Source organism: Streptomyces sp. NPDC050988 (genome assembly GCF_044456225.1).
GTDB lineage: Bacteria > Actinomycetota > Actinomycetes > Streptomycetales > Streptomycetaceae > Streptomyces.
In genome coordinates this window covers 78,684-92,658 of the sequence record NZ_JBITFQ010000028.1, presented here as the reverse complement: position 1 = coordinate 92,658, position 13,975 = coordinate 78,684, and the positions used below count along the sequence as shown (strand labels likewise).

The 13,975-nt window shown below is 70.0% G+C and carries 13 protein-coding genes; 10 read left to right on the top strand and 3 right to left on the bottom strand.

The window, feature by feature from the left end:
* The first annotated feature begins 19 nt into the window (after positions 1-19).
* From ribH to ACIBEI_RS38545, 6 genes are all read left to right on the top strand, one after another.
* Positions 20-505, top strand: a complete 486-nt coding sequence (gene ribH / locus ACIBEI_RS38570; RefSeq protein WP_055615729.1) for a 6,7-dimethyl-8-ribityllumazine synthase — start codon at positions 20-22, stop codon at positions 503-505.
* Positions 506-539: 34 nt separating this feature from the next.
* Entirely contained in the window at positions 540-812 is a 273-nt protein-coding gene (locus ACIBEI_RS38565; protein ID WP_015661856.1) for a phosphoribosyl-ATP diphosphatase, read from the top strand.
* Positions 813-913: 101 nt separating this feature from the next.
* Complete coding sequence (hisG, locus tag ACIBEI_RS38560) at positions 914-1,780, top strand: ATP phosphoribosyltransferase (RefSeq protein WP_398895197.1); 867 nt, start codon at positions 914-916, stop codon at positions 1,778-1,780.
* Positions 1,781-1,792: 12 nt separating this feature from the next.
* A complete protein-coding gene (locus tag ACIBEI_RS38555; RefSeq protein ID WP_398895196.1) occupies positions 1,793-2,281 on the top strand; it encodes a PH domain-containing protein in 489 nt (162 codons plus the stop codon).
* Between the two features lie 200 nt (positions 2,282-2,481).
* Positions 2,482-3,834 carry a hemolysin family protein gene (locus ACIBEI_RS38550; RefSeq protein ID WP_398895194.1) on the top strand — a complete coding sequence of 451 codons (1,353 nt, stop codon included), beginning with the start codon at positions 2,482-2,484 and terminating at the stop codon, positions 3,832-3,834.
* The gene (locus ACIBEI_RS38545; protein WP_398895193.1) at positions 3,831-4,934 is read left to right on the top strand and encodes a hemolysin family protein; all 1,104 of its coding nucleotides are present in this window, start codon (positions 3,831-3,833) and stop codon (positions 4,932-4,934) included. Before ACIBEI_RS38550 ends, ACIBEI_RS38545 begins: the two co-directional genes overlap by 4 nt.
* A 117-nt stretch (positions 4,935-5,051) precedes the next feature.
* Here the strand turns inward: ACIBEI_RS38545 and ACIBEI_RS38540 are convergent, their stop codons facing one another.
* Both ACIBEI_RS38540 and ACIBEI_RS38535 read right to left on the bottom strand, forming a co-directional pair.
* Positions 5,052-6,920: an AAA family ATPase gene (locus ACIBEI_RS38540; protein ID WP_307526716.1), complete on the bottom strand. Its 1,869-nt coding sequence runs from the start codon at positions 6,918-6,920 to the stop codon at positions 5,052-5,054.
* Positions 6,921-7,354: 434 nt separating this feature from the next.
* On the bottom strand, positions 7,355-7,981 hold the full coding sequence (locus ACIBEI_RS38535; RefSeq protein ID WP_398895252.1) for a uridine kinase: 627 nt from the start codon (positions 7,979-7,981) through the stop codon (positions 7,355-7,357).
* A gap of 253 nt (positions 7,982-8,234) precedes the next feature.
* Here ACIBEI_RS38535 and ACIBEI_RS38530 point away from each other — a divergent pair, with 253 nt between their 5' ends.
* The 3 genes from ACIBEI_RS38530 to ACIBEI_RS38520 all read left to right on the top strand — a co-directional run bounded on the left by ACIBEI_RS38530 (position 8,235) and on the right by ACIBEI_RS38520 (position 10,658).
* Positions 8,235-9,614 (top strand): peptidase C39 family protein, encoded by a 1,380-nt coding sequence (locus ACIBEI_RS38530; protein WP_398895192.1) that lies wholly within the window; start codon positions 8,235-8,237, stop codon positions 9,612-9,614.
* A gap of 149 nt (positions 9,615-9,763) precedes the next feature.
* Positions 9,764-9,910, top strand: coding sequence for an SCO1431 family membrane protein (locus ACIBEI_RS38525; protein WP_189839832.1), 147 nt, complete (start codon positions 9,764-9,766; stop codon positions 9,908-9,910).
* An 88-nt stretch (positions 9,911-9,998) separates the two neighbouring features.
* Positions 9,999-10,658 (top strand): TetR/AcrR family transcriptional regulator, encoded by a 660-nt coding sequence (locus ACIBEI_RS38520; RefSeq protein WP_398895190.1) that lies wholly within the window; start codon positions 9,999-10,001, stop codon positions 10,656-10,658.
* Positions 10,659-10,724: 66 nt separating this feature from the next.
* On the opposite strand, the gene ACIBEI_RS38515 is transcribed toward ACIBEI_RS38520, so the two are convergent.
* Complete coding sequence (locus ACIBEI_RS38515; RefSeq protein ID WP_398895189.1) at positions 10,725-11,972, bottom strand: glycoside hydrolase family 18 protein; 1,248 nt, start codon at positions 11,970-11,972, stop codon at positions 10,725-10,727.
* A gap of 335 nt (positions 11,973-12,307) precedes the next feature.
* Here ACIBEI_RS38515 and ACIBEI_RS38510 point away from each other — a divergent pair, with 335 nt between their 5' ends.
* A complete protein-coding gene (locus ACIBEI_RS38510; protein ID WP_398895187.1) occupies positions 12,308-13,543 on the top strand; it encodes an acyl-CoA dehydrogenase family protein in 1,236 nt (411 codons plus the stop codon).
* The last annotated feature ends 432 nt before the right edge of the window (positions 13,544-13,975 follow it).

The window sequence follows — 13,975 nt, the reverse complement described above, 5'->3', positions numbered from 1 at the left end:
AGCACGAGGAGACACACACGTGAGCGGCAAGGGCGCACCCGAACTGTCCGTACGCAACTGCAGCGACCTCAGGGTCGCCGTCATCGCGGCACAGTGGCACGAGAAGGTGATGGACGGTCTCGTCGACGGCGCGCTGCGCGCCCTGCACGAGCTGGGAATCGACGAGCCGACCCTCCTGAGGGTCCCCGGCAGCTTCGAGCTGCCGGTCGTCGCGAAGGTCCTCGCGGGCCGCGGGTACGACGCGATCGTCGCGCTCGGCGTCGTCATCCGCGGCGGCACCCCCCACTTCGAGTACGTGTGCCAGGGCGTCACCCAGGGCCTCACCCAGGTCTCCATCGACACCGGCGTGCCCATCGGCTTCGGCGTCCTGACATGCGACACCGAGGAACAGGCCCTGGACCGCGCGGGCATCGAGGGCTCGAACGAGGACAAGGGCCACGAGGCGGTGACCGCCGCCGTGGCGACGGCGGCCACCCTCCGCTCAGTATCCGAACCCTGGCGCTGAGCGAACGGCGGTTGCGCGTAGGGTGGGCAGCACCATGTCCAAGAAGACTTTCGAGGAGCTCTTCACCGAGCTCCAGCACAAGGCCGCCACCGGCGACCCCGCCACTTCCCGCACCGCAGAGCTGGTCGGCAAGGGGGTCCATGCCATCGGCAAGAAGGTCGTCGAAGAGGCCGCCGAGGTCTGGATGGCCGCCGAGTACGAGGGCAAGGACGCGGCCGCCGAGGAGATCTCGCAGCTGCTCTACCACGTCCAGGTGATGATGGTCGCCCGCGGCATCTCCCTCGACGACGTGTACGCCCATCTCTGAGCCGCGACTCGGAGAACTCCGAGCCGTACCTCCGAGAAGCACGCCCACTCCCGCACCGTACGAGCCGACAGCCGTACGGACGAACAAAGGAAGCCGACCTCATGCTGCGCATCGCCGTCCCCAACAAGGGTTCCCTGTCAGGCCCCGCGGGGGAGATGCTGCATGAGGCCGGCTACCAGCAGCGCAGGGAGGCCAAGGAGCTGCGGATCGTCGACCCGGAGAACGAGGTCGAGTTCTTCTACCTCCGCCCCCGCGACATCGCGATCTACGTCTCCTCCGGCAAGCTCGACATCGGCATCACCGGCCGCGACCTGCTCATCGACTCCGGCGCCGACGCGGAGGCCATCCTCCCGCTCGGCTTCGCCCGCTCCACCTTCCGCTTCGCCGGCAAGCCCGGCACGGCGACAGGCCTCGCGGACCTCGCCGGCAAGACCGTGGCCACCTCGTACGAGGGCATCGTCGCGCAGTACCTCGCCGACCACGGCATCGACGCCTCCGTCGTCCACCTCGACGGCGCCGTCGAGACGGCCATCGAACTGGGCGTCGCCGAGGTCATCGCGGACGTCGTCGAGACCGGCACCTCGCTGCGCAACGCGGGGCTTGAGGTCTTCGGCGATCCGATCATGAAGTCCGAAGCCGTCGTCATCCGCCGCACCGGCGCGGAGGCCACCGGGGCCACCGAGGAGACAGAGCCCAAGGTGCAGCAGTTCCTGCGCCGCCTCCAGGGCGTCCTCGTCGCGCGGACCTACGTGATGATGGACTACGACTGCCGCGTCGAGCAGCTGGAGAAGGCAGTCGCCCTCACCCCCGGCCTGGAGTCGCCGACCGTCTCGCCGCTGCACAACGAGGGCTGGGTCGCCGTGCGCGCCATGGTCCCGTCCAAGGAAGCCCAGCGGATCATGGACGACCTGTACGACATCGGCGCGCGAGCCATCCTGACCACGGCCATCCACGCCTGCCGCCTCTGAGGACCGCCCGCCATGTCCGACGCACCAGAGCTGCCCGCTCTTCCCATCACCTTCCGGCCGGGCCGCACCCGAGCCGTCCTGCTGACCGCCGGCGCCACGATCTTCGTGGTCATCAGCACAGTCGCGATGCTGCTGGAGAAGCTCAGCCCGGGGGAGCGCACCAGCTTCGTCTTCACCGGGGCCCTGCTCTTCGGGGTGCTCGTGCTGCTCTCGCGGCCGAAAGTCGTCGCCGACGAGTCCGGTGTGACCGTCGTGAACATCGCCGGCCGCCGGAAGCTGGCCTGGGCGGAGATCCTCCAGGTCAACCTGCGCCCGGGCGACCCGTGGGTGTTCCTGAACCTCAGTGACGGCACCAGCCTGCCCGCGCTCGGCATCCAGCCGGGCATCGCCAAGCAGCACGCGATCCGCGACGCCCGTGCGCTGCGCGCCCTCGTCGAAACCCACTCCGTTCACGAGCCCGACGGACATCAGGAAGACGAGCACGACGAACATCACGCCTGACTCTCGGCCTTCCACCCTGCCGTACGGGCCCATGTCTTGATTAATCTGTTGGCGGAGGCGTTTTCGTTGCGCCTCCGCCTCTGCCTTCCCACCCGGGATCCAGAGGCCCCCTGCTATTTCGAGGAGTGACTCCCTCCAGCGATGGACGGATCGTCCTGTAGTACCTGCGCCGCCCCCTCCCGACATATCGAGGCGGCGGCATGACCATCCCCCTGCTGCTCCTCGGAGCGGCGTTCCTGTTGATCCTCGCCAACGGCTTCTTCGTGGCGGCCGAGTTCGGCCTCGTCACGGTGGAGCGCCCCGACGCCGAGAAGGCCGCCGCCGAGGGCGACCGACGGGCCCGTACGGTCGTCAACTCGCTCAAGGAGCTGTCCTTCCAGCTCTCCGGCACCCAGCTCGGCATCACCATCACCTCGCTGGTCGTCGGCATGCTCGCCGAGCCGGCGCTCGCCGAGCTGCTCAACGGCCCCATCACCGCGGTCGGCATCCCCGAGGGAGCCGTGTCCGGTGTCGCCGTGGTCGTCGGCATGCTGCTGGCCTCGGCCGTGCAGATGGTGATCGGCGAGCTCGTGCCCAAGAACTGGGCGGTCTCCAGGCCCATGCAGGTCGCGCGGTTCGTCGCGGGCCCGCAGCACGCCTTCTCGACCGTGTTCCGGCCGGTGATCTCGGGGCTGAACTCCGTGGCCAACCGGCTCGTCCGCACCCTGGGCGTCGAGCCCACCGCGGAGCTGGCCTCCGCGCGCACCCCCGGCGAGCTGGTCTCCCTGGCCCGGCACTCGGCCCAGGCCGGCGCACTGGAACAGGACACCGCCGACCTGTTCGTCCGTACGCTCTCGCTGGCCGACCTCACCGCGCAGCACGTCATGACCCCGCGCGTGAAGGTCAGCGCCCTCCAGTCCTCCGCGACCGCCGAGGACGTCGTGAACCTCACCCGCGCCACCGGCCTGTCCCGCTTCCCCGTCTACCGGGAGCGGATCGACGAGATCGTCGGCATGGTGCACCTCAAGGACGCCCTCGCGGTGCCCTCGCAGGACCGGCTGCGCACGCCCGTGACCAGGATCGCCCAGGCCCCGCTGCTCGTCCCGGAGACGCTGCCCGTGCAGCCCCTCCTGGAGCGGCTGCGCAACGAACAGCCCATCGCCGTCGTCGTCGACGAGTACGGCGGCACGGCCGGCGTGGTCACCCTGGAGGACATCGTCGAGGAACTCGTGGGCGAGGTCCGCGACGAGCACGACGGCCATGACGTCCCCGAACTCGCCGCCGCACCGGCCGAGGACGGCAGGCCCGCCTGGGACGCCGACGGCAGCTGCCGTGTCGACATCCTCCAGCGCATAGGCCTGGACGTCCCCGAGGGCCCGTACGAGACGGTCGCCGGCCTGGTCGCCGATCTGCTCGGCCGGATCCCCGCACCCGGTGACAAAGCCGAACTGCCGGGCTGGCGCCTCTCCGTGCGCCAGGTCGGGCACTACCGGGCCGAGCGGGTCCGGCTGGTCAGGACCGCCGGCACCGCCTCGGCCGCCGCCTCCGCCCCCGTGGTGGAGGCCGTCCGATGAGCGTGCTCCAACTCCTGTTTGCGGCGCTGCTCGTGCTCGCCAACGGCTTCTTCGTCGGCGCCGAGTTCGCGCTCGTCTCCGTCCGCCGCAGCCAGATCGAACCGCTCGGCACCGCACGGGCCCGCCAGGTCATGTACGGCCTGGAGAACCTGCCGCAGATGATGGCCGCCGCGCAGTTCGGCATCACGGTCTGCTCGCTGACGCTCGGCGCGGTCGCCGAGCCCACCGTCGCGCACCTCCTGGAGCCGGTGTTCCACGCCGTGCACCTGCCCGAGGGCATGATCCACCCGCTCGGGTACGTCATAGCCCTCGCTGCGGTCGTCTTCCTGCACCTCGTCGTCGGCGAGATGCTGCCGAAGAACCTGGCGATGGCCGCCCCCGAGAAGACCGCGCTGTGGCTCAGCCCGGGCCTGGTCGCCTTCGCCCGGCTCTGCAAGCCGGTGACGCTGGGCCTCGGTGCCTGCGCCCGCGTCATCCTGCGGCTCTTCCACGTCGAGCCCAAGGACGAGGTCGAGGCGGTCTTCACCAGCGAGCAGCTCAACCGGCTCGTCGAGGACGCGGGCCAGGCGGGTCTGCTCGACCCCGAGGAGCAAGAGCGTCTTGAGGACGCCCTGGAGCTGGGCTCCCGCCCGGTCACGGACGTGCTCCTGGACAGCGAGTCCCTGGTGACCGTCGGCCCCTCGGTCACCCCGGGCCAGGTCGTCGCGCTCACCGCCCGCACCGGGTACTCCCGCTTCCCGGTGGCCGCCGAGAACGGCGCCTTCATGGGCTATCTGCACGTGAAGGACGTACTCGATCTGGAGGAGTCCGAGCGGGCCGTGCCCCAGCAGGTCTGGCGCCCCATGACGACCCTCGGGGCCGAACTCCCGCTGGACGACGCCCTGACCGTGATGCGCCGCGCCGCGACGCACCTCGCCCAGGTCGCCGACGCGTCGGGCCGCGTACTCGGCTTGGTCGCCTTGGAGGACGTACTGGAGCTACTGGTGGGCGAGGTCAGGGACCCGGCGCACCGGGAGACGCCGGCGGTGCGGGTGAGTGAGCCGCGCAAGGAAGCGCCGGATCCGGCTTCGGAGACAGCGCAACAGGCACTGGCCAGCTGACGCAGAAGACCCGCGCCCCTTGTCTTTGTCTTTTAGGGGCGCGGGGAACTGCGCGACAAGCCACGACGGTGCCGCACCCGCGAGCTCACGGCAAGGCACCGAGCTCGTGGGCGAATCTCACATAGGCGAGGGATCCTGCGGCCCCCGCCCCGACAACACCTCTCCGTACGCCTGCATGAGATCGGCCAGCCGAAGCGTGGACAGATCATCGCGCGTGAGGTGACCCGGGTACACCGAGAGCCGCAAATCACGGTACGCGCAGCTCTTCTCGTACAGCGTGCGCAGAAACCGCCCATTGCCCAGCTCGTCGATCCAGCCCTGATCGACAACGTGCCCGCTGATGGACCGCAGCTCGTCGAGCGCCTCCTCGTCCCACACGTCACCGTTCTCCGCGGCCAGCACCTCGCCGATCGAGGTGAGTTCGAGGGGACGGTACGACGGGAAGTCGACGCGGGTCGTGAAGCGGGACGACAGCCCGGGGTTGGCGGCCAGCAGCCGGTCCATGCCCTCGGGATAGCCGGCGAGGATCACGACGAGATGGTCGCGGTTGTCCTCGGCCCGTTTCAACAGGACCTGCAACGCCTCGTCGCCGTACGCGTCGCCCTTGCCGTAACCGGAGTTGGAGAGCGAATAGGCCTCGTCGACGAAGAGGACGCCACCGATCGCGGAGTCGATCAGTTCGTTGGCCTTCACGGCGGTCTGGCCGAGGTACTCGCCCACCAGGTCGGCGCGTTGGGCCTCGACGAGATGGTCGCCGCCGAGCAGCCCGAGCGCGTAGAAGACCCGGCCCAGGATCCGGGCGACGGTCGTCTTGCCGGTGCCGGAGGGGCCCGAGAACACGAAGTGCCGCTTCGGCGGCTGGACCGGCAGACCCTGACCGGCCCGCAGCCGCGCCATGTTCAACTGCGCGGACAGCGCCTTCACCTGGCGCTTGACCGGTTCGAGGCCGACCATGCGCTCCAGCTCCAGGAGCGCCTCTTCGAGCAGTGCCGGATCGGTGGGCCCGGTCGGCAGATGCGGCGGACGCACCGGCACGATGGCCTTCTCGCGGACCCGGTCCGCCTCGGAGGGCAGCGCGCCCGGCGGCGGCAGTTCGGGCTCCGAGAGCTTGAGGTCACGGCCCTCGCCGCCGAACAGCGGGTCGACGCCGTCCGGGCCGTCCAGGATGTCCTGGCCGACACCGGTGAGGGTGATCGCCGCGAGGTCGGCCGTGTCGTCGTACCCGTCGCCCTCGGAGATCGCCGCGAGCCGTGCGGAGGTGTCCATGAAGGCCGGGTCGACCCGGTGCACCGCCCGGTACAGGGGCAGCGCGGCGGCGGAGCGGCCCGTGCCCTCGTGCGCCCGCGCCAGCCAGTACCGCAGCTCCTTGCGCTGCGGCTGCTCGCTGCGACAGCGCATCAGGGCCGACGACAGCAGCGGCTCGGCCTGCCCGAACATCTCCAGACGCACCCGTGCCATGCCGCCGAAGAGACCCGCCTCGATACCCAGCATCGGATCGTCGATCAGCGGATCCGTGTGCCGGACCAACTGCTCCCAGTCCTTGACGAGATACGCCCGGCAGGCGTGCAGGAACCGCACCTGCGGATCCGCGTCCACGGGCGGCAGGCTCGCGAGCGCCCGGTCCAGCTCCGGGACATGACGCCCGTCGAGCCAGTGCGAGGCGTGCGCGAGCAGCAGATCGCGCGGCGACTCCAGGACCGGCTGCACCCACCAGCCCAGCCAGTACCAGGAGTTGAGCGTCCGCCGGTGGCGGGAGCGCTGTTCCCCGAAGCGCTCCCGGTGCCGGAACATGCGCAGCAGCGCCGTCGTCGTGTCGATGCGCAGCGCGTGCAGCCCGAGCCAGCCGTCGGCCATTCCCGGATCCATCCGGACCGCGGCGCGGAATTCCTCCTCCGCCTGCGGATAGGCCCCCATCGTGTAGGCGTCCACACCTCGCAGCCAGGCGAGGTCGGCCGGGGCCTCGGGGCCCTGCGTGCCGAAGTCCATCACGTCCCCCACAAACCGTGCCCCCGTTGATCGCCGGGCGGGCCGGTGCCCGTCGGCAGTCTTCGTCGAACCGCTGTGCCGCGGACGGGAGTTGCGTTCGGTGCGGAGAGCAGCCGTCCGAATGTCGCACCGAGAGGCATCGTACCTGCGGGGCAGTACCGGGCCGAAGGGTGCCGCACGACAGGTTCTCCGAGGTGGGAGCAGATGGGGCGCACTCGGTTTGGTGACTCAGGGTGAACGAATCGCGCCTCGGAGCGTCCGAAAAACGGCTGTGGGCAGAACGAAGCCCCCGATCACGGGGGAACAACCGGGGGCTTCGCGTCTGCGGGGCGGCCCCAAAAGGCCGCACATTCAGAAAGTAAGTCCTGTACGGCCCCCGGGTCAAGCCGAGTTGGGGCACTCAGGCAACTTCTCAGATGTGGGTCTTCACAAGTTCAGCACACAGACGCTGGGCCGTCACGGTCCGTGACCGAGAGGCTCTTCGCTGACGTCGCAGCAGGTCCCTGGAGCACCTCGTACCCCTCTGAACACTGCAGCACCAGAAGATCGGCGAACGGTTTTGACGGGTCCTTGGTGAAGTGCCGACGCTCGGCGCGGACCCACCCCTCCCAGAACTCGTTCTGCGCCGAACCGTCCCTCTGCCGCCCGCGCGCCCACGCGTCCTCGTCGGCCAGCTCCATCCACAGCAGCCGCGCCAGCCACGGCCTGAGCGCACGCCGGCCGGCGCCCACCCCCTCGACGAGGACCACGGGCGTCGGCGGCAGGGCGCGGACCGGCCCGAAGCCGCGGGTGTCCCAGTCGTACGGCCGATAGTGCGCCGTCGTGCCGTGCGACAGCGGCTCGACGACCTCCCGGAGCAGCCGCCCCGTCCAGTCGAAGAGCTCCTCGTGCGTGGCGATGTCGTCCAGGTGGAGCACGGGAGCCCCGCCCAGCGCCTCGGCCAGCCGGTCCGCGAACGTGGTCTTCCCCGAGCCTGCGTGCCCGTCGACGCCGATGAGCCGGACGGGGCCGCAGGAGGGCGGCAGCCGGTGCAGCCGGGAGGCGAGGGCGTCGAGGTGAATGAGGTGTCCCTGGGGGCGGTGGGTGCGGCCCGGTGTGGTGCGGAGCCGTGTCGTTCACTCTAGCGAGGTCACCCTCGGGCGACCGGGGGAGAAGATGCCGTCGTCCTGTCGCGGTCATGCCAGTGGTATCGACCAATATTTGTCGGCGCCGCGACCCTCGAAGTGCTGGCAGAAGCCGTGATCGCGAACCATAGTTGCCCCCACACCCACGCATTGGACCTGCCCGTTCCGGACACCTGGGGGTCACCCGCCCATGACCAGAGCTGAACAGCCGTCCCGCAGAAGCCTCCTGGCCGTGGCGGTCGCCGCGGCCACCGCGGGCGCCGCGAGTCCGGCGGCCGCCGCCGGCTCGACGGACCGCCCTGCGGGAACCCGCGCCGCCGCCCCGTCGAAAGCCCCTTCGCGCCTCGTGGACAACCATGCCTGGACCTCGTACACCGACTGGCGCGGTGGTACCGCGGCAGGGACCCGTGCCGTGCCGGGGGTGCGGCCGGGCCTGGCGATCGGGACGCCGGAGGGCCGGACCGACTACAAGGACCCGCACACCGGCACGACCGCCACCTGGGAGTACGCGCGCTGGACCTCGCCCGTCCACCGCCTCGCCGTCCCCGCGACCGAGGTCATCCCGTCCTGGAACGCGAGGACCCCGGCGGGTACCTGGCTGCAGGTCGAGCTGTCGGGCACGTACTCCGACGGCACGGGCACACCCTGGTACGTGATGGGCCGCTGGGCGGCCGGGGACCAGGACATCCGGCGGACCTCGGTGGACGACCAGAGTGACGGTAAAAGCAGTATCTGGACGGACACCTTCTCCATCGACGACGCGGCCTCCGGGCTGCGCCTGGTGTCGTACCGGCTGCGGCTGACCCTGTACCGCAAGCCCGGGACCACGGCCACACCGACCGTGTGGCGGCTCGGCGCGATGGGCTCCGACATCCCGGACCGCTTCACCGTCCCGGCCTCGACGCCCGCTCTCGCGCGGGAGCTGACGGTGCCGCGCTACTCACAGGAGATCCACGTCGGCCAGTACCCCGAGTACGACAACGGCGGCGAGGCATGGTGCAGCCCCACCTCCTCCCAGATGATCATCGAGTACTGGGGACGGAAGCCCACGGCGGCGCAGCTGGCCTGGGTCAAGCCCGAGTACGCGGACCCGCAGGTGTGCCACGCCGCCCGGTTCACGTTCGACCACCAGTACAACGGCTGCGGGAACTGGCCCTTCAACGCCGCGTACGCGGCCACGTACAAGGACCTCCAGGGCGTGGTGACCCGGCTCGGCTCGCTCGCCGACCTGGAGACGCTGATCGCCGCCGGAATTCCGGCCATAACGTCCCAGTCGTTCCTCAAGACCGAACTGACGGGAGCGGGGTACGGCACCGCGGGCCATCTCATGACGGTCATAGGGTTCACCGCCGACGGCGACGTGATCGCCAACGACCCGGCCTCGCCGGACAACAACGCGGTTCGGCGCGTCTACAAGCGGCGCGAGTGGGAGAACATCTGGCTCCGTACCAAGAGGTACAACGCCTCCGGGGCGGTCGTCTCCGGTACCGGCGGGGTCTGTTACGTCTACTTCCCGGCCCGTCCCACGGCCGCCCAGCGGACGGCACTGGCGAGGGTGGGCATTCACTGAGCGATGGCCGTGTGAAGGGGCTGGTGTGGCTCCCGCCACACCAGCCCCTCGCGCGTGACCAACCTCTCTCCCGCAAAAGCCCGATCCGGTGGCAAGGTGGACAGAACGGTGGGGGGAGTCCACTGCAAGACCGACGTGAGCGAGCTGCCATGACCACGACCTCAGCCACCGCCGGACGTGTCCGTGCCCGTACCGGAGGCCCCAAGGACGACGGCCCGAAGATCCTCGAGCACGTCGTGGGCTGGACGTTCGTGGTGGTGCTCGCGATGTTGGTGACGCAGCTCGGGCTCGTCTGAATCGCTGTCGAAGAGAGTCGAACAGGCTGGTGGTGCCGCTCTGCCATACTGCGGGGATCCCGCTCGCAGTTGGAGACCAGGTCCGGAATTGAGTAACCGTCAGCAGAGTGATGCCGACCGCCCCGGAGCGCGCGGCACCGACCGTTCCTTAGCGCGCCGCGCCGAACTCATCGCCATCGGGCGGAAGTTGTTCGCCGACACGTCCTACGACGCACTGTCGATGGACGACATCGCGAAACAGGCGCAGGTGGCCAAGGGGTTGATCTACTACTACTTCAAGTCCAAGCGCGGCTACTACCTGGCGATCGTCCAGGACTCGGTGGCCGAGCTGATCTCCCGGGCGGGAAGCGGCCTCGAACTGCCCCCGGCGCAGCGGGTCCACCGCACCATCGACGGCTATCTGCGCTACGCCGAGAACAACCATGCCGCGTACCGCACCATCATCAGCGGGGGTGTCGGTTTCGACGCCGAGGTGCACGCCATCCGGGAGGGCGTGCGGGAGGCCATCGTCGAGACGATCGCCGAAGGGGCGTACGGGCGGCGGGAGATCGGCCCGCTGCCACGGATGGCGCTGCTCGGCTGGCTGTGCAGCGTCGAGGGGGCCACCCTCGACTGGATCCACCACTACAGCCTCCCGCGCGACCTCATGCGCGAGCTGCTGGTGAAGATGCTCGGCGGCACGATGCGCGCCATCGAGGAACTGGACGCCTCCTACCCGGCCCCGCGGGCCGCCCGCCGGGACACCTGACACGAGTGGAGGGCGGGGGCCCGCCGACCGGCCCCCGCCCTCCACTGAAGTGCCCTTCCGCCGAGGCTAGTTGATCGCCTTGATCAGCTCGCCGTTCGACGTGTCACCGCTCAGCTCCCAGAAGAACGTGCCGCCCAGGCCCTGCGCGTTCTTGTAGTTCATCTTCCCGGCGATGGTCGACGGGGTGTCGTAACTCCACCAGTTGTTCCCGCACTTGGCGTACGCCGTGCCGCCGACCGTGCCGGTCGCCGGGCACTTCGTCTTGAGCACCTTGTAGTCGTCGATGCCCTGCTCGTACGTGCCCGCCGCCGGGCCGGTGGCGGTGCCGCCGGGTGTCGCCTGGGTGACACCTGTCCAGCCGCGGCCGTAGAAGCCGATGCCGAGCAGCAGCTTCGAGGCCGGGACGCCCATGCCCTTGAGCTTGGCGATGGTCGCCGAGGTGTGGAACTCCGCCTTCGGGATCCCCGAGTAGGAGTTCAGCGCCGAGTGCGGAGCCGTGGGACCGGTCGCGTCCCAGGCACCGAAGAAGTCGTACGTCATCGGGTTGTACCAGTCGACGTACTGGGCGGCGCCCGCGTAGTCCGCCGCGTCGAGCTTGCCGCCGGCCGTGGCGTCGGCCGGGATCGCCGAGGTGACCAGCGCGGAGCCGCCGAACTTGGCGCGCACCGCGGACATCAGGTTCTTGTACGCGGCCCGCCCGCTGGTGTCACAGGTGGCGCCGCACGCGTTGGGGTACTCCCAGTCGATGTCGATCCCGTCGAAGACGTCCGCCCACTTCGAGTTCTCGACCAGGTCGTAGCAGGACTGGGCGAAGGCCGCCGGGTTCCTGGCAGCCTCGGTGAAGCCCGCCGACCAGGTCCAGCCGCCGAAGGACCACAGGACCTTGAGGTTCGGGTGCTTCTTCTTCAGCTCGCGCAGCTGGTTGAAGTTGCCGCGCAGCGGCTGGTCCCAGGTGTCCGCGACGCCGTCGACCGACTCGGCCGCGGTGTGCGTCCGCTCGGTCGCCGCGTAGTTGTCGCCCATCGCGCACTTGCCGCCGGTGACGTTGCCGAAGGCGTAGTTGATGTGTGTCAGTTTGGCCGCCGAGCCTGACGTCTCGACATTCTTGACCAGGTACTTCCGGTCGTAGGTGCCCCATTCGGTGAAGTAGCCGACGACCTTGGATCCGGCCGCCTTCGGTGCGGCTGCCTGCTCGGCGGGGCCGGCGGCGGTGGCCGTACCCGCGCCGGCGAGCAGACCCGCGCCCAGAACGGCACAACACGCGGCGGATACGAGCGCCCGGAAACGGACGCGGGGGCGGAGCGAGCTGAACATCGTGTCTCCTCGTGGGGGAGAGGGGAACGCGCGCCATTTGGCATGAACGCGGTGAAGCGTTGGAGCGAAACAGTAGGAGGACTAGACCAGTACGGTCAATGGTTCGGACCAATTCGGCACAGGATTCGGTACGGGAGTCCTTTACTCTTGAGTAAGCGGTCGTTAACTGGTGACGGGATGCCTCCGATCGGGCATACTCACAGCGCACAGCCGCTGATCAGCCGCTTCCGTGACCCGGAGGCGCCGAGCATCGACAGTGCCCAGTAAGACCAGGCGGGGCAGCCCCACCCAGGTGTGCGTTCGCCGAAGTGCCCGACAGGGAGGAGAGCGTCGCCATGCCCGACCGCGCCCCGCAGCCGGTGGACCGTCAACTGCCCACGGACGAGGCCCGGGATCTGATCTCGCTCGTCCGCGACATCGCGCAGCGCGAGATCGCCCCGAAGGCGGCCGAGGAGGAGGACGCCGGGCACTTCCCGCGCGAAGTCCTCACGCTGCTCTCGGAGTCAGGGCTCCTCGGCCTCCCGTACGACTCCGAGTACGGCGGCGGAGACCAGCCGTACGAGGTCTACCTCCAGGTCCTCGAAGAGCTGGCCGCCGCCCGTCTCACCGTCGGCCTCGGCGTCAGCGTGCACACGCTCGCCTGCCACGCCCTCGCCAACTACGGCACCAAGGAACAGCAGGTCGAGCATCTCCCGGACATGCTCGGTGGCGGCCTGCTGGGCGCCTACTGCCTCTCGGAGCCGTCCTCGGGCTCGGACGCCGCGTCGCTGCGCACGAAAGCCGTGCGGGACGACGGGGGTACCTCCCGCTCCGGGGGCACCTCCCGGCCGGAGGCCGGGGGAGAAGCCGAGAGCGGGGGAGACTGGGTGATCACGGGTACCAAGGCCTGGATCACGCACGGCGGAGTCGCCGACTTCTACACCGTGCTCGCGCGGACCGGCGGCGAGGGCGCGCGGGGCATCACGGCGTTCCTGGTGCCCGGCGACGCCGAGGGGCTGAGCGCCGCGGTGCCCGAGAAGAAGATGGGCATGAAGGGCTCACCCACCGCCCAGGTCCACTTCGACGGGGTGCGGATCCCGGACGGCCGGCGCCTCGGCGACGAGGGCCAGGGCTTCGCGATCGCCCTGTCCGCGCTCGACTCGGGGCGGCTCGGCATCGCGGCCTGCGCGATCGGGGTGGCCCAGGCCGCGCTCGACGAGGCCGTGGTGTACGCAACCGGGCGGCAGCAGTTCGGCCGCCCGATCGCGGACTTCCAGGGCCTGCGCTTCATGCTCGCGGACATGGCGACCCAGATCGAGGCCGGCCGGGCGCTCTACCTCGCCGCGGCCCGGCTGCGCGACGCGGGACGGCCGTTCGCCAAGCAGGCGGCCATGGCGAAGCTGCACTGCACCGACACCGCGATGAAGGTCACCACGGACGCGGTCCAGGTGCTCGGCGGGTACGGCTACACCGCGGACTTCCCCGCGGAGCGCTTCATGCGCGAGGCCAAGGTGCTGCAGATCGTCGAGGGCACCAATCAGATCCAGCGGATGGTCATCGCCCGTCACCTCGCGGGTCCCGAGTCGCGCTGAACCTCCCGTACCCGTACATCACCGAGGGCGCCGCGAGCCGGGCCCACTCCGGGTCGTGGCGGCCCGGCAGGGTCCGGCCCCGGTCGGCCCACGTGCGGATCAGGGCACGGTAGATGGGGGGATCCAGGGGCTGAGGTTGCGTGTGGGACCCCTGTGGTGCCTGAGATCCTTGCGTCCACTGAATTCCCTGGGTTCCCTGGGTTCCCTGCGTCCACTGGGTCTCCTGTGGCCTCAGCGATCCCTGGGGAACCGATTCTGCCGACGCGGGGAAGAGGATCCGGCGGCGGCGCTCCGCCTCTGCGTATGTGGAGGTCATACCGAGACCAACGGGTCCACATGCGGACAGGACACCGGCGCGGGGATTCGCCAGTGAGTTCGCGGTGCCCCCTTGTTCCGGGCGCCGCCGGTCCGTACGAGGGGCGCACCGGACTC